Source organism: Rhizobium binae (genome assembly GCF_017357225.1).
GTDB classification, from domain to species: Bacteria; Pseudomonadota; Alphaproteobacteria; order Rhizobiales; family Rhizobiaceae; genus Rhizobium; species Rhizobium binae.
Window position 1 is genome coordinate 1,976,889 of record NZ_CP071604.1, and the last position, 13,162, is coordinate 1,990,050.

At 61.2% G+C, this 13,162-nt stretch carries 17 protein-coding genes and 1 pseudogene; 10 read left to right on the forward strand and 8 right to left on the reverse strand.

Going from position 1 to position 13,162, the window contains the following annotated elements; translation table 11 throughout:
* Positions 1 to 2: 2 nt before the first annotated feature.
* The 5 genes and pseudogenes from sthA to map form a co-directional block, all read right to left on the reverse strand.
* Positions 3 to 1,409 carry a Si-specific NAD(P)(+) transhydrogenase gene (sthA, locus tag J2J99_RS09580; protein ID WP_168294958.1) on the reverse strand — a complete coding sequence of 469 codons (1,407 nt, stop codon included), beginning with the start codon at positions 1,407 to 1,409 and terminating at the stop codon, positions 3 to 5.
* 112 nt (positions 1,410 to 1,521) lie between these two features.
* Positions 1,522 to 1,641 (reverse strand): annotated as a pseudogene (locus tag J2J99_RS34685) (RadC family protein); the annotation flags it as partial.
* 4 nt (positions 1,642 to 1,645) lie between these two features.
* Positions 1,646 to 2,833, reverse strand: coding sequence for an alpha-hydroxy acid oxidase (locus J2J99_RS09585; RefSeq protein ID WP_168294851.1), 1,188 nt, complete (start codon positions 2,831 to 2,833; stop codon positions 1,646 to 1,648).
* Between the two features lie 105 nt (positions 2,834 to 2,938).
* A complete protein-coding gene (gene radC / locus J2J99_RS09590; RefSeq protein WP_168294850.1) occupies positions 2,939 to 3,763 on the reverse strand; it encodes a RadC family protein in 825 nt (274 codons plus the stop codon).
* A 7-nt stretch (positions 3,764 to 3,770) separates the two neighbouring features.
* Positions 3,771 to 4,607, reverse strand: coding sequence for a type I methionyl aminopeptidase (map, locus tag J2J99_RS09595; RefSeq protein WP_004673840.1), 837 nt, complete (start codon positions 4,605 to 4,607; stop codon positions 3,771 to 3,773).
* 236 nt (positions 4,608 to 4,843) lie between these two features.
* On the opposite strand from map, the gene J2J99_RS09600 reads away from it, so the two are divergent.
* From J2J99_RS09600 to J2J99_RS09610, 3 genes are all read left to right on the forward strand, one after another.
* Positions 4,844 to 5,503, forward strand: coding sequence for a TetR/AcrR family transcriptional regulator (locus J2J99_RS09600; protein ID WP_168294849.1), 660 nt, complete (start codon positions 4,844 to 4,846; stop codon positions 5,501 to 5,503).
* Positions 5,504 to 5,631: 128 nt separating this feature from the next.
* Positions 5,632 to 5,805: a hypothetical protein gene (locus J2J99_RS09605; protein WP_168294848.1), complete on the forward strand. Its 174-nt coding sequence runs from the start codon at positions 5,632 to 5,634 to the stop codon at positions 5,803 to 5,805.
* On the forward strand, positions 5,802 to 6,134 hold the full coding sequence (locus J2J99_RS09610) for a DUF6105 family protein (protein WP_168294847.1): 333 nt from the start codon (positions 5,802 to 5,804) through the stop codon (positions 6,132 to 6,134). The genes J2J99_RS09605 and J2J99_RS09610 overlap by 4 nt, the downstream gene beginning before the upstream one ends.
* Here the strand turns inward: J2J99_RS09610 and ruvX are convergent.
* The gene (gene ruvX / locus J2J99_RS09615; RefSeq protein WP_168294846.1) at positions 6,071 to 6,565 is read right to left on the reverse strand and encodes a Holliday junction resolvase RuvX; all 495 of its coding nucleotides are present in this window, start codon (positions 6,563 to 6,565) and stop codon (positions 6,071 to 6,073) included. The two genes, J2J99_RS09610 and ruvX, sit on opposite strands and share 64 nt — an antisense overlap.
* Positions 6,566 to 6,678: 113 nt before the next feature.
* On the opposite strand from ruvX, the gene J2J99_RS09620 reads away from it, so the two are divergent.
* The 5 genes from J2J99_RS09620 (at position 6,679) to J2J99_RS09640 (ending at position 10,073) form a co-directional block, all read left to right on the forward strand.
* Complete coding sequence (locus J2J99_RS09620; protein ID WP_168294845.1) at positions 6,679 to 7,383, forward strand: metal-dependent hydrolase; 705 nt, start codon at positions 6,679 to 6,681, stop codon at positions 7,381 to 7,383.
* A gap of 69 nt (positions 7,384 to 7,452) precedes the next feature.
* Positions 7,453 to 7,740 carry an Asp-tRNA(Asn)/Glu-tRNA(Gln) amidotransferase subunit GatC gene (gatC, locus tag J2J99_RS09625; protein ID WP_168294844.1) on the forward strand — a complete coding sequence of 96 codons (288 nt, stop codon included), beginning with the start codon at positions 7,453 to 7,455 and terminating at the stop codon, positions 7,738 to 7,740.
* Positions 7,741 to 7,799: 59 nt separating this feature from the next.
* Positions 7,800 to 9,281, forward strand: a complete 1,482-nt coding sequence (gene gatA / locus J2J99_RS09630; protein ID WP_168294843.1) for an Asp-tRNA(Asn)/Glu-tRNA(Gln) amidotransferase subunit GatA — start codon at positions 7,800 to 7,802, stop codon at positions 9,279 to 9,281.
* On the forward strand, positions 9,272 to 9,775 hold the full coding sequence (locus J2J99_RS09635) for a GNAT family N-acetyltransferase (RefSeq protein WP_207600964.1): 504 nt from the start codon (positions 9,272 to 9,274) through the stop codon (positions 9,773 to 9,775). Before gatA ends, J2J99_RS09635 begins: the two co-directional genes overlap by 10 nt.
* Positions 9,776 to 9,797: 22 nt before the next feature.
* A complete protein-coding gene (locus tag J2J99_RS09640) occupies positions 9,798 to 10,073 on the forward strand; it encodes a hypothetical protein (RefSeq protein ID WP_168294842.1) in 276 nt (91 codons plus the stop codon).
* Positions 10,074 to 10,124: 51 nt separating this feature from the next.
* Here the strand turns inward: J2J99_RS09640 and J2J99_RS09645 are convergent, their stop codons facing one another.
* A complete protein-coding gene (locus J2J99_RS09645) occupies positions 10,125 to 10,382 on the reverse strand; it encodes a YjhX family toxin (RefSeq protein WP_168294841.1) in 258 nt (85 codons plus the stop codon).
* A gap of 307 nt (positions 10,383 to 10,689) precedes the next feature.
* Here J2J99_RS09645 and J2J99_RS09650 point away from each other — a divergent pair, with 307 nt between their 5' ends.
* Positions 10,690 to 11,196 (forward strand): GNAT family N-acetyltransferase, encoded by a 507-nt coding sequence (locus J2J99_RS09650; protein ID WP_168294840.1) that lies wholly within the window; start codon positions 10,690 to 10,692, stop codon positions 11,194 to 11,196.
* 4 nt (positions 11,197 to 11,200) lie between these two features.
* Here J2J99_RS09650 and J2J99_RS09655 read toward each other — a convergent pair whose 3' ends face one another.
* Positions 11,201 to 11,512 carry a DUF1294 domain-containing protein gene (locus tag J2J99_RS09655; RefSeq protein ID WP_168294839.1) on the reverse strand — a complete coding sequence of 104 codons (312 nt, stop codon included), beginning with the start codon at positions 11,510 to 11,512 and terminating at the stop codon, positions 11,201 to 11,203.
* Positions 11,513 to 11,658: 146 nt separating this feature from the next.
* Here J2J99_RS09655 and gatB point away from each other — a divergent pair, with 146 nt between their 5' ends.
* Positions 11,659 to 13,161 (forward strand): Asp-tRNA(Asn)/Glu-tRNA(Gln) amidotransferase subunit GatB, encoded by a 1,503-nt coding sequence (gene gatB / locus J2J99_RS09660; RefSeq protein ID WP_064825192.1) that lies wholly within the window; start codon positions 11,659 to 11,661, stop codon positions 13,159 to 13,161.
* Position 13,162: the final 1 nt, after the last annotated feature.

Consider the following 13,162-nt stretch of genomic DNA (forward strand, 5'->3'; position numbering starts at 1 on the left):
GCCTACAATTCCGACTTGATGTCGCCCATCCGGTTCCAGGCGTCGAGGCCGGCGATCTTGTAGGCTTCGGCGAGCGTCGGATAGTTGAAGGTGTTTTCGACGAAATATTCGACCGTGCCTTTGAGATTGAGCACCGCCTGGCCGATATGCACCAGCTCGGTGGCGCCTTCGCCGACGATATGCACGCCGAGCAGGCGGCGCGTCTTCAGTGAGAAGATCAGTTTCAGCAGCCCGGTATCGAGGCCCATGATGTGGCCGCGCGAGGTCTCGCGAAAGCGGGCAATACCGCATTCATAGGCAATACCACGTTCCTTCATTTCCTCTTCGGTCAGGCCGCAGGTCGAAATCTCCGGCACGGCATAAATGCCGTAGGGAAAATATTTCTGCGGCTCCTTCGCGACGGCCCCGATCGCCACGCGCGCGGCGATGCGGCCCTGCTCCATCGAGGTCGAGGCAAGGCTCGGAAAGCCGACGACGTCGCCGGCGGCATAGACGTTCGCAACCGATGTCTGGAACGTCTCGGGATTGACTTTCAGGCGGCCCCGGCTGTCCGCCTCCAGTCCGATCGCCGGAAGGTTCAGCGTGTCGGTCGCCCCCATGCGGCCGGCGGCGAAGAGCACCATGTCGGTGGTCAGACGCCGGCCGCTGTCGAGCGTCAGCTCGACCTTGCCGTTGTCGAGCGTCTCGACTTTGTCGGCCTTCTGACCGAGCAGCAGCTTCATGTTGCGGTCGCGCAGCTGATAGGTGAAGTCCTCGACGATTTCCTTGTCGATGAAGTCGAGCATCGTCGCCTTCGGGTCGATGACGGTGACGGCGGTGTCGAGCGCGCTGAAGATCGTCGCGTATTCTATGCCGATGACGCCGGCGCCAATGACGATCATCGAGCGCGGCAGCTCTTCGATGTCGAGCAGTTCGTCGCTGTCGAGGACCGTCTTGCCGTCGAAGGGCATGTAATCGGGGCGAAACGGCTTGGTGCCGACAGCGAGCAGCACGCTGGCGGCGCTGACCTGGGTAATCTCGCCATCATCCTTGATCACCTGCAGCGTCGACGCATCGACGAAGCTCGCCCTGCCGCGCATGTGGTGCACACGATTGCGGGCGAACTGATGCTCGAGCACTTCCACTTCATGGTTGAGCGTAATCAGCAGGCGACGGCGCAGGTCTTCGGCGCTGATTTCCTGCTTGACACGATAGGATCGCCCATAAAAACCGCGTTCGCGCCAGCCGGAAAGATTGAGCGCCGTCTCGCGCAACGTCTTCGAGGGAATGGTGCCGGTATGGACGGATACGCCGCCGACGCGTTTACCCTGCTCGATGACAAGCACTTTCTTGCCGAGTTTGGCGGCCTGGATCGCGCCGCGGCGCCCCGCAGGACCGCTACCCACCACAACGAGATCGTACTGAAACATCATCAAGCCTCGGATTGGAATGGAATCATTTGCGACAAAAATGTCGCCTCTCATCGGTAGCCGGTCAATGTTACAGATTGTTTTACGACCGCCGATTCAGCGGGACCTGTGTTTAATCAGCGTCAGCCTTCCGGCCGACATGGCCGCTCTTGACGTCGTCGTGGGCGATGATAGCAAGTGCTTTCGCCGCGTCGATGATCACCTTCGTCAAATCGATGTCAGCGCGCGACGGCTTTTCATGCGCGGGTGATGTAGTCCGCCGAAATGTCACCCACCTCGGTCACGCCGAGCAACGCCATATTGCTATGCAGTTCCGTCTTCAGGATATCCGCCGCCTTGAGCACGCCCGGTAGGCCCGCGACGGCCGCAGCATAAAGGAACGGCCTGCCCACGAAGACGAAACAGGCGCCGAGGGCGAGGGCTTTCATAATGTCGGTTCCACGCCTGACGCCGCCATCGACCATGACGGCAATGCTGTCTCCGACACGTGCCGCAATCTCCGGAAGAACCTGAAGGGGAGATGCGGTGCCGTCGAGCTGGCGGCCGCCATGATTGGAGACGATCACTCCATCCGCGCCGGTATCGGCAGCCCGTGCCGCGTCTTCAGGATGCATGATTCCCTTGACGACGAGCTTGCCGGACCACCGCTCACGTATCCGCTCCAAATGGCTCCAGTTGAGATGGTCACGCTTGCCGAAGTCGCGCGTGACGTTCGAGGAAATGATCGGCGCGCCTCGTGTGGCATAGGAATTTTCAAAATGCGGAATGCCGTGCCGGGCGAGCGTGCGCAGAAATGTACCGGTGGTCCAGCGGGGGTGCGAGATGCCCTGCCATGCCAAGCGCAGACCGGGGCGCAAAGGCGTCGAAAACCCAGCCCTGACATTGTTTTCGCGGTTGGGCAGCGTGGCCGTGTCCACGGTCAGCAGAAGCGTGTCGATGCCGGCCGCCGCGACGCGATCGATGAGAGCATCGATACGGTCGGGTTCGCCGGGCAAATAGGCCTGAAACCATGCTTGTGGCGAGGCCGCAGCGATCTCTTCCAGGGCGATGAGTGACGAGCCGCTGATGATCATCGGGATTCGCGATTGATCCGCGCCTTGCGCGAGCACGATGTCCCCCCGATAGGCCATCAGCGCACTGATTCCCATCGGCGCGATGCCGAACGGGACGGAATACGTTTTGCCGAAGAGGCTCGTCTCGGTGCTACGCGTCGAAACGTCCCGAAGCACACGCGGCCGGAAGGCGTAGGCCTGGAAGGCCTCCGCGTTATGCCGCAGCGACGCATTGGTCTCGGTCGCGCCGGCGATGTAACCGAACAGTGGCTTCGGCAGATGTCGCCGCGCCTTGACTTCGAAGTCGTCGAGGCAGAGCACGTTGCGGCAGAGCCGGGTCGATCGATCAGTGATTCCGCTGCGGATCGTCATGAGCTTCGTCTTCTCGGTATTCCCAGCGGGCATTATTCGATGAGTGGCGGCGCAGATTTCATACAATCGCGCGCCACCGACTGCTGTCAACTCCAGCCTTGCTTTTCAGATCAGCCTCAGCCCCTTGAGGCTGACATGGCCGTCCTTGCCGATGATGATGTGGTCGTGGACGGTGATGTCGAGCGCCTTGGCCGCCTCTATGATCACCTTTGTCATGTCGATGTCGGCGCGTGAGGGCGTCGGGTCGCCCGACGGGTGGTTGTGGACGAGGATGATCGCCGTTGCCGAAAGCTCGAGCGCGCGCTTGACCACTTCGCGCGGATAGACCGGCGTATGGTCGACCGTGCCGCGGCCCTGCACCTCGTCGGCGATCAGAACATTGCGCTTGTCGAGGAAGAGAATGCGAAATTGTTCGCGGGTCTCGTGCGCCATGGCCGCGTGGCAGTATTGAATGACCGAGGACCAGGAGGAGAGCACCTGCTTGCTTCTGATCTCGCTTTTCAGCGTCCGGTGGGCCACGGTCGAGATCAGCTTCAGGTCGAGGGCTACATTCTCGCCGACCCCCTTTACCTCGGTTAGCAGCGCCGCCGGCGCGCCAAAAACGCCTGAAAGCGAGCCGAAGCGTTCGATCAGCGCCTTGGCGATCGGTTTGGTGTCGCGCCGCGGGATCAGGCGGAAAAGCAGAAGTTCGAGGATTTCGTAGTCGGCAAGCGCCGTGTCGCCCTGTTCGCGAAAGCGCTCACGCAGCCGCTCGCGATGACCGTGGTAATGCTCCGGTCCGGAGAGCGAGGCGGGCAGGGCGGTCCGGCCATTCGGCACGGTCGGGTTTTGCGGCCGGCCGCCGAAGAACGAACGCTCGTCGGCAACAGGCTCTTCAGTCGCGAAAGGCAGCTCGTCGTCGGGAGATGTCGCAGCAGGCCTCTTCGCCATCGGATCATCACCTGGCAAGCGACGGCAGTCCGGGCCGGTCGAGCCCGGCAGGTGACAGCGTGAAGATTTCGCAGCCGTCGGCGGTGACGCCGACCGTATGTTCGTATTGCGCCGAAAGCGAGCGGTCGCGGGTCACCGCGGTCCAGCCGTCGGCCAGCACCTTCACATGCGGCCGGCCGAGATTGATCATCGGCTCGATGGTGAAGATCATGCCCTCGCGCAGTTCCGGCCCCTCGTTGGCGCGGCCGTAATGCAGGATATTCGGCGAATCGTGGAACAGCCGGCCGACGCCGTGGCCGCAGAAATCGCGCACCACCGAGCAGCGCTCGGCCTCCGCATAGGTCTGGATCGCCTCGCCGATCGCGCCGGTGCGGGCGCCGGGCCTGACCGCGGCAATGCCGCGCATCAGTGATTCATAGGTCACTTCGAGCAGTCGCTCGGCGGCGCGCTTGACCGTGCCGACAGGATACATTCGGCTGGAATCGCCATGCCAGCCATCGAGCACGAAGGTGACGTCGATATTGACGATATCGCCTTCGCGCAACGGCTTGTCGTTGGGAATGCCGTGGCAGACCACATGATTGATCGAGGTGCAGGTCGACTTGGTGTAGCCGCGATAGTTCAGCGTCGCCGGATAGGCGCCGTGATCCATGCCGAAATCGAAGACGAACCGATCGATCTCGTCGGTCAGCAGGCCCGGCTTGACGATATCGGCCAGCGCATCGAGGCAGCGGGCGGTCAGCTGGCATGCCTTGCGCATGCCGTCGAATGCTTGCGTGTCGTAAAGCCGGATGGCGCCGGTGTTTTTCGGCGGCGCGGAAGAGGCTTCGATATAGTTCACCATTGCAGGGCCTTAGCGGAGAATATTAGCTTTGTTCATAATGCAGCTATGACGGGTTCGTCCATCGCGATCAACTGCCGGGGCGATATTTCTGAAGGCATTTGGCCGCCTCCCGCACCCATTCGAAGCGGAATTATTCGTGCCGAACGAAATATCCACAATCTTCCCAAGGGGATAGGATTGATTGGAAGAAACCTCCCCGCTACTCACCGATTGGTGACAGCGGGGAAGGGTCGGTCATGCTGAATGAAGCGATAAATCTTGATAGTTCGCCCGGAGCCGGTGGCGAGCCTGAACGACGCGTGCGCGACCGCGGCGCCACCGAGCGCGCCATCCTTGCCGCTGCCAAGAGCCTGCTGGCGGAGGAAGGCTTCCAGAATTTCGGCATCAATGCGGTCGCCCGCCGCGCCGGTTGCGACAAGCAGTTGATCTATCGCTATTATGGCGGCCTTGACGGTCTGGTCGAGGCGATCGGCGCCGATCTCGGCACATGGGTGAGGGATCGTATTCCGGAAGATGCCGGCGGGATGTTCCTGCTCACCTACGGTGATTTGATGGAGCGGCTGGCGCTGCTTCTGCTCGACGCCTTGAAAAATGACCCGCTCATGCGCCGCATCCTCGCCTGGGAGGTCTCGGAAAATACCGAGCAGGTGAGGCGGCTTTCTGAAGCACGCTCAAAGGCTCTCGCCCTCTGGTTGGATCGCATGCGCGGTTCGCTGGCACCGCCGAAGGGCGTGGATGCCACCGCCGTCAACGCGGTCGTCATCGCAAGTATCCAACACCTGGTGCTTGCCGGGGCGGCCGGCGGCCAGTGCGCCGGCCTTTCGCTGAAGACGTCAAAGGATTGGGAGAAGGCGGCGCTAGCGCTGAAGCGTCTCGTACGCGGCGTCTATGGCTGAGGTTCGCGTTATCCACAGGAGGCGGGTCCGGCGTTAACCTTAACGAATGGTTTACATTGCGTGGGGCGTGTTAAGCCGACACTGTGTCATCAGCAGAGATGGTACGAGTGAGAGTCCCGAGTTTGTCCATGGGAAGCAAGATCGCCAAGGCCGTGTTCCTGATGACGGCAATAATGTTCTTCGCAGTCCTGGCGCTGGATATCGCAGTTCCGACGCTGGTGCTCTGCACCATGGCATTGTCGAGCTGGGTGGTCTCGCTCGATCTGCCCGTCGTGCGCAAGCAGAGAGGAGAGACCGCATGAAGTGGTTTCTGATCTTCTGGGCCGGCCCCATCGTCTTTCTGGGCGGATGGTACTGGCTCTCCTATTACGACATCAATTTTGGCTTCCTGATGCTGACGCGCCAGGTCCATGACTTGACGTTCCAGATCTACGGCGAGGCGCTCGGCATGCCGCCGGAGGCTATCCCGCCGCTCGTTGCTCGGGCGATCGCCGTCGACAGTCTCGTCGTCTTCGCCATCCTTGGCTTCAGAAGGCGTAAGCCGATCATGGCTTGGTGGCAGGCGCGTCAGGCGCTGAATTCATCTCCATCAGACCTTGCCAGCAAGGAAAGCCTGTCGAGCGCGCCCTGAAGGATGAAGCTGGCCGCTGCCGAATCGATACGTTCGGCGCGTTTGGCCCGCGAGACGTCCATTTCGAGCAGCGTCCGTTCGGCTGCGACGGTCGAAAGCCGCTCATCCCAATAGACGAAGGGCAGCGCCGTCTTCTGCTCCATGTTGCGCACGAAGGCGCGCGTCGCCTGCACGCGTGGGCCTGCCGACCCGTCCATGTTCATCGGCAGGCCGATCACGAAACCCGCGACCTTTTCCGTTGCCGCGAAATCCAGCAGCGCCTGCGCATCGATGGTGAATTTGACACGGCGGATTACCGGCCGCGGCGTAGCGAAACGCCGTCCGAGATCGGACATCGAAAGCCCGATCGTCTTGGTGCCGAGATCAAGGCCGGCGATCGCCTGCCCGGGGGCAAGAATCCGGGCCATATCCTCGATCGTCAGCACCGTCATTACCGTTTCATCCTGTCAAAAGAAATTGAAGCCGCCGCCGCTTCCCTTCGCCGGCGCATGAGATATGTCCTTACCATCGAAATCAGATTTTGCATCACGTTAGGAGAGATTTCATGAAGATCACCTGGCTTGGCCATTCCGCCTTTCGCATCGAAACCGGCAAAGCGAAGATCCTGCTCGACCCGTTCCTCAATCATAATGCTTCCTTTGCCGGCCAGGACATCAAGGATGTTTCTTCAGGCATCACCCATATCCTGCTGACGCACGGTCATGGCGACCATGTCGGAGATACGATCGCCCTCGCCAAGGAAACCGGCGCCGTCGTTCTCGCCAATGCCGATCTCGCCGCCTGGCTGGGTTCCAAGGGCGTTGACAGGATCGAAATGGGAAATACCGGCGGCACGGTCACCTTCGGCGGCTTCTCGGCGACCTTCACCAATGCGCTGCATTCCTCTGCCCAGATCACCGAAGACGGCGTCTCGCACGCGCTCGGCAACGCCAACGGCCTGATGCTGCATTTCGACGACGAAGCCTCAATCTTCGCCATGGGCGACACCGACATCTTCTCCGACATGGGGCTGATCAACGAACTGCACCAGCCCGATATCGGTTTCGTGCCGGTTGGCGACCGCTTCACCATGGGCGGCGCGGTGGCGGCACTCGCCTGCCAGCGTTACTTCAGCTTCAAGACCGCCATCCCCTGCCATTTCGGCACCTTCCCGATCATCGATCAGACTGCCGATAAGTTCATTGACGGCATGGAGGGATCGAAGACGCGGGTGAAGGCGCTGAAGCCTGCCGAGAGCCTGTCGATCTGACGAAACCCCGTTGCACCGGGCGGACATGGCCTTTATAGCGAGTAGGAAAAATCCTATCCGGAGAATGCCATGTCCGTCGATCTTGCCACCGTGAAGCGCGTCGCCAAACTTGCCCGTATTGCCGTCTCCGAGGACGAGGCAAATCGTATGGTCGGCGAGCTGAACGGCATCCTGGGCTTCGTCGAGCAGCTCTCCGAAGTCAATGTCGACGGCGTCGAGGCGATGACGTCGGTCACCCCGATGGCGATGAAGAAGCGGGCCGATGTGGTGAGCGATGGCAACAAGGCCGCCGATATCGTCGCCAACGCGCCGGTCACCGACCATAATTTCTTCCTGGTGCCGAAAGTCGTCGAATAGGGCGTCGAAAGCCTCTTTCCGACCCTGTTGCCAATTTAAAGATCTGAAGCGAAAACACGATGAGCGAACTCACCAGCCTGACCATTGCCGAAGCCCGCCGGAAACTGCGCGCCAAGGAGATCACCGCAATCGAACTCACCGACGCTTATATCGCGGCGATCGATGCGGCCAATGAGCGGCTGAACGCCTATGTGAAGGTCACGCCGGACCTTGCCCGCGTCATGGCCAGGAAATCGGACGAGCGGATCGCCGCCGGCGCGGCGGGCGAGCTGGAAGGCATTCCGCTCGGCATCAAGGATCTCTTCGCCACCGTCGGTGTCCACACCCAGGCCTGCAGCCATATCCTCGACGGGTTCGAGCCGCGATATGAATCGACGGTCACGCAGAACCTTTGGGACGACGGCGCCGTCATGCTCGGCAAGCTGAACATGGACGAATTCGCCATGGGCTCGTCCAACGAGACCTCCTATTACGGCCCGGTGATCAATCCCTGGCGAGCTGAGGGCTCCAACCAGCAGCTCGTTCCGGGCGGCTCCTCCGGCGGCTCGGCCGCGGCCGTCGCCGCGCATCTTTGCGCCGGCGCCACCGCGACCGATACCGGCGGCTCGATCCGCCAGCCCGCCGCCTTCACCGGTACCGTCGGCATCAAGCCGACCTATGGCCGCTGCTCGCGCTGGGGCACCGTCGCTTTCGCCTCCTCGCTCGATCAGGCCGGTCCGATCGCCCGCGACGTGCGCGATGCCGCGATCCTCTTGAAGTCGATGGCAAGCGTCGACGCCAAGGACACGACCTCGGTGGATCTGCCCGTGCCGGATTACGAGGCCGTGCTCGGCCAGTCGCTGAAGGGCATGAAGATCGGCATCCCGAACGAATATCGCGTCGACGGCATGCCTGAGGAGATCGAGACCCTGTGGCGCCAGGGCATTGCCTGGCTGAAGGATGCCGGCGCCGAGATCGTCGATATTTCGCTGCCGCACACCAAATATGCGCTTCCGGCCTATTACATCGTCGCTCCTGCCGAGGCATCCTCGAATCTGGCGCGGTACGACGGCGTGCGCTACGGCCTGCGCGTCGACGGCAAGGATATCGTCGACATGTACGAGAAGACGCGCGCCGCCGGCTTCGGCCAGGAAGTCAAGCGCCGCATCATGATCGGCACCTATGTGCTGTCGGCCGGCTATTACGATGCCTATTACATCCGCGCCCAAAAGGTCCGCACGCTGATCAAGCGCGATTTCGAGCTTGCCTTCGACGCCGGCGTCGACGCCATCCTGACCCCGGCCACCCCATCCTCGGCCTTCGGCGTCGCCGACGAGAACCTCGCCGCCGATCCGGTGAAAATGTACCTGAACGACATCTTCACGGTGACGGTCAACATGGCCGGCCTGCCGGGCATCGCCGTGCCTGCCGGCCTCGACCAGAAGGGCCTGCCGCTCGGCCTGCAGCTGATCGGCAAGGCGTTCGACGAGGAAACCCTCTTCAAGACCGCTTACGTCATCGAACAGGCCGCCGGCAAGTTCACGCCGGCGAAGTGGTGGTAACGGACCTAACAATTCGAAAGATAACGGCTGCCGATCACGAAGCGGTCGGCGCCGTAGGCTTTGCCGCATGGGCTGCAAGCGACGCCTTCGAGGACAGCTATCTCGATCCCGATGTGATTGCCAAAGTAAAGCACGAGTTCACCATCTTTCCGGGAGAGACGAGCGGCGATATTTTCGTTGCCGAACTCGGCCAGGCGATCATCGGTTGGGGCGCGCGCGAAAACGAACCGGATTATGTGTCCGACCTATGGGGGGTGCATCCCGATCATCAGGGCAGGGGCATCGGCCGGGCGCTTCTGTTTCATCTGTGCGCGCTGATGGCGGCGGAAGGGTTGATGATCGCCCGGCTCGATACGCACGCCAAAAACAAGGGCGCGATCCGGCTTTACGAACGCTGCGGTTTCACCATCGTCTGGCGCGGCCGTGAATTTTCCAGAAGCATGGGCGTCGAGCTCGAAAAGGTACATCTGGAGAAGCGGCTGGCTCATCGATAGCTGGAACCAAGGAGGTGGTTTTATGGCGAACAATGATGTTGCGCAACTGATCGAGGCAATCGATCGTCTTGCGACTGGTAGTTTCGTCATGGGCGCGGATTGGCAGGCAGTTCATGATATCTGTCAGCGCCACGAAGGGGAACAGCCGTTCGACTGGGGCCATGCTCTTTGCCATCGCATCGAGGGCGACGACTGGAATGCCGATTACTGGTATCGCCGCGCCGGCAAGACGCGCGGCACGGGCACGATGGCCGACGAATGGGCGGCGATGCGAGCGGTATTGTCTCAGAAGCCCTGAGGCTGAACCCCTGACCTCGCCGATTTGAGGCGCGATCAGGTTGATTGCCGATTATCTATTGTTCAGCTGTGATCTGACCAACTTTAACCCTCTTTCGGTTATCCGGTAGGGCTGGCCGCCTGACGATTTAATCGCCTTCAGCCGCTTCAGCCTGCGGAAGAGATCGAGGTCGACGCCGGGATAGAGCCAGCCGTCGCGGGTGAAGCAACTGACTGCCTCGATCTTCCTGTCGTCGTCGCGGGTGATTTCGATGCGGCCGCCTTGGGCCATAAGATGCAGGATGCGCTGCTCCGTGCGAGAAATGTCCATGTATTTAGATCCGGTATCGCGCCCGGCAGGGCGCACAAAAACGGTCTGACGCTCGATCGAACATCAGGGCTTCGTTTTTTCAGGCCCATGCGCACAAGAAACTTGCGGGCAGGGCCTTTACCGGGTCTCAGACAGGTTCAACATAAACACCTCGATAGGGTTTTGTATTGAGGTCGCAAAAGGCGGTCAAGAGCGCCTTTGTCGTTCAAAACCCGTCGAAAATCATGGTTTCCACCCGTCATCCTTTGGGGGCACTGGTAAAATCCGCGACTCAATGGTCTAGTTGAGGGGTAACGCGGAGGTGTCTTTGATCCACATTCGCAATGCCCGCGACGGGGAAGCGGAACTGTTGAGTGAAATCGGGCTGAGGGCCTGGCAGAGGGCGATGGCGTCGATCGGCGAATCGGACGCGATGATCGACGCAGCGCGTAGCGCCTTTCGCAACTTTGTGGAAAACGACTGGCTGACCATCACCGTCGTCGAACAGAACGGCCAGGTCGCCGGCTGGGCGGCGCGCGAGGGCCTGGATGAAACCATCTCGGATTTCTGGATCGACCCCGTCTTCACCGGCCAGGGGCTGGGTTCGGCGCTTCTCGAGCGCATCGAAAAGGAGATCGCCGAACAGGGCTTCGACAAGGCAGCGATGCAGACCCATTCCGGCAACGGCGAGGCGATCGGCTTTTTCCGGAAACACGGCTACAGCATCCACTGGCTCTCGGTCGCCTATAATCCGAAGCTCGACCGCGACGTGCCCTCCGTCGGGCTGACGAAGCAGCTCGTCTCCGACGGCGGCGGATACGGAGAGGAATTCTGACGTTTCAAAGGCTCTGGAGAAGGTACAGGCTCCATTGCGGCGCGAAGATTAGCACCGCAGTCAAAGCGCCGTGCATAACCAGGATTCCCATGAGGACCGAACGGAACGGTTCCTTTCGCGTCTTGTGCCGCAGCAACTGCTGTGCCGCCACGGCGCCAATGCTGCCACCGACCAGCGCAAGCATCAGAAGTGTGCGTTCGCTTATGCGCCACCGGCCGTGGCGCGCCGCCTGCTTGTCCAGGAAATAGACCCAAAAGGCCAAGAGGTTCAGCGCCAGAAACAATGCGGCCAATTTGGTGATATCGGTCATCGTCATGCCGCAACTCTATCGTGACCCGGTTAACTCATGCCAAATGTCGCCAAGGCCGCCGAACCGCACTGCGCTCATGGCGAAAGCCTTGCACCGGCACGCCATTTCCTTTACCTCACCAGTGGAAAAGAACAGCCTGCAAAGAGTATCAGATGACCCTTGTCGACGTCCGCACGCCTGATCCGAAACGCTTCATCCCCGGCGCCACCGGCGACTGGGAAGTCATCGTCGGCATGGAAGTCCATGCCCAGGTGCTGTCGAATTCGAAGCTCTTCTCCGGCGCCTCGACGGAATTCGGCAAGCCGCAGAATTCGAACGTGTCGCTCGTCGATGCCGCCATGCCCGGCATGCTGCCTGTCATCAACGAGGAATGCGTGAAACAGGCGGTGCGCACCGGGCTTGGCCTCAAGGCTCAGATCAACAAGCGTTCGCTCTTCGACCGCAAGAACTATTTCTATCCCGACCTGCCGCAGGGCTATCAGATCTCGCAGTTCAAGGACCCGATCGTCGGCGAGGGCAAGATCGTCATTTCTCTCGGGCCGGACCGTCAGGGCCAGTTCGAGGACATCGAGATCGGCATCGAGCGCCTGCATCTGGAACAGGATGCCGGCAAGTCGATGCACGACCAGCATGCGACCATGTCCTATGTCGATCTGAACCGGTCCGGCGTGGCGTTGATGGAAATCGTCTCCAAGCCCGACATGCGTTCATCCGACGAAGCCAAGGCCTATATGACCAAGCTGCGTTCGATCGTGCGTTATCTCGGCACTTGCGACGGCAACATGGACGAGGGCTCGATGCGCGCCGACGTCAATGTCTCCGTCCGCCGCCCGGGCGAGGCTTTCGGCACCCGCTGCGAGATCAAGAACGTCAACTCCATCCGCTTCATCGGCCAGGCGATCGAATATGAAGCCCGCCGCCAGATTGGAATCCTGGAGGATGGCGGCACGATCGAGCAGGAGACGCGCCTCTTCGATCCGAATAAGGGCGAGACGCGCTCCATGCGCTCCAAGGAGGATGCGCACGACTATCGTTACTTCCCCGATCCGGACCTGCTGCCGCTCGAGTTCGACGATGCCTTTGTCACGGCGCTGGCAGCCGATCTGCCGGAACTGCCGGATGACAAGAAGGAGCGCTTCGTGCGCGAACTCGGCCTGTCGGTCTACGACGCCTCCGTACTCGTCTCCGAAAAGGCGATCGCCGACTATTTCGAGGCCGTGGCTGCGGGCCGCGACGGCAAGACGGCGGCAAACTGGGTGATCAACGACCTGCTCGGCGCGCTGAACCGCACCGGCAAGGATATCGAGCAGACGCCGGTCTCGCCGGCCCAGCTCGGCGCCATCATTGACCTCATCAAGGCCGGGACCATATCAGGCAAAATCGCCAAGGACCTCTTCGAGATCGTGCTGACCGAAGGCGGCGATCCCGCCGAGATCGTCGAAGCGCGCGGCATGAAGCAAGTTACGGATACCGGAGCGATCGAGAAGGCCGTCGACGAGATCATCGCTGCCAATCCCGATCAGGTGGAAAAGGTCAAGGCGAAGCCGACCATGGCCGCATGGTTCGTCGGCCAGGTGATGAAGGCGACCGGCGGCAAAGCCAATCCGCAAGCCGTCCAGGCGCTCGTCAAGGCAAAGCTCGGCATCGAGGAGTAAG

Bases quoted from the DNA above. Each gene is read 5' to 3' on its own strand.
- map (WP_004673840.1), bottom strand. From the start codon at position 4,607: ATGGTGAACTATATCGAAGCCTCTTCCGCGCCGCCGAAAAACACCGGC.
- J2J99_RS09605 (WP_168294848.1), top strand. From the start codon at position 5,632: ATGGGAAGCAAGATCGCCAAGGCCGTGTTCCTGATGACGGCAATAATG.
- sthA (WP_168294958.1), bottom strand. From the start codon at position 1,409: ATGTTTCAGTACGATCTCGTTGTGGTGGGTAGCGGTCCTGCGGGGCGC.
- gatC (WP_168294844.1), top strand. From the start codon at position 7,453: ATGTCCGTCGATCTTGCCACCGTGAAGCGCGTCGCCAAACTTGCCCGT.
- gatB (WP_064825192.1), top strand. From the start codon at position 11,659: ATGACCCTTGTCGACGTCCGCACGCCTGATCCGAAACGCTTCATCCCC.
- J2J99_RS09655 (WP_168294839.1), bottom strand. From the start codon at position 11,512: ATGACGATGACCGATATCACCAAATTGGCCGCATTGTTTCTGGCGCTG.
- J2J99_RS09610 (WP_168294847.1), top strand. From the start codon at position 5,802: ATGAAGTGGTTTCTGATCTTCTGGGCCGGCCCCATCGTCTTTCTGGGC.
- J2J99_RS09600 (WP_168294849.1), top strand. From the start codon at position 4,844: ATGCTGAATGAAGCGATAAATCTTGATAGTTCGCCCGGAGCCGGTGGC.
- radC (WP_168294850.1), bottom strand. From the start codon at position 3,763: ATGGCGAAGAGGCCTGCTGCGACATCTCCCGACGACGAGCTGCCTTTC.
- ruvX (WP_168294846.1), bottom strand. From the start codon at position 6,565: ATGACGGTGCTGACGATCGAGGATATGGCCCGGATTCTTGCCCCCGGG.
- gatA (WP_168294843.1), top strand. From the start codon at position 7,800: ATGAGCGAACTCACCAGCCTGACCATTGCCGAAGCCCGCCGGAAACTG.
- J2J99_RS09645 (WP_168294841.1), bottom strand. From the start codon at position 10,382: ATGGACATTTCTCGCACGGAGCAGCGCATCCTGCATCTTATGGCCCAA.
- J2J99_RS09585 (WP_168294851.1), bottom strand. From the start codon at position 2,833: ATGACGATCCGCAGCGGAATCACTGATCGATCGACCCGGCTCTGCCGC.
- J2J99_RS09640 (WP_168294842.1), top strand. From the start codon at position 9,798: ATGGCGAACAATGATGTTGCGCAACTGATCGAGGCAATCGATCGTCTT.
- J2J99_RS09620 (WP_168294845.1), top strand. From the start codon at position 6,679: ATGAAGATCACCTGGCTTGGCCATTCCGCCTTTCGCATCGAAACCGGC.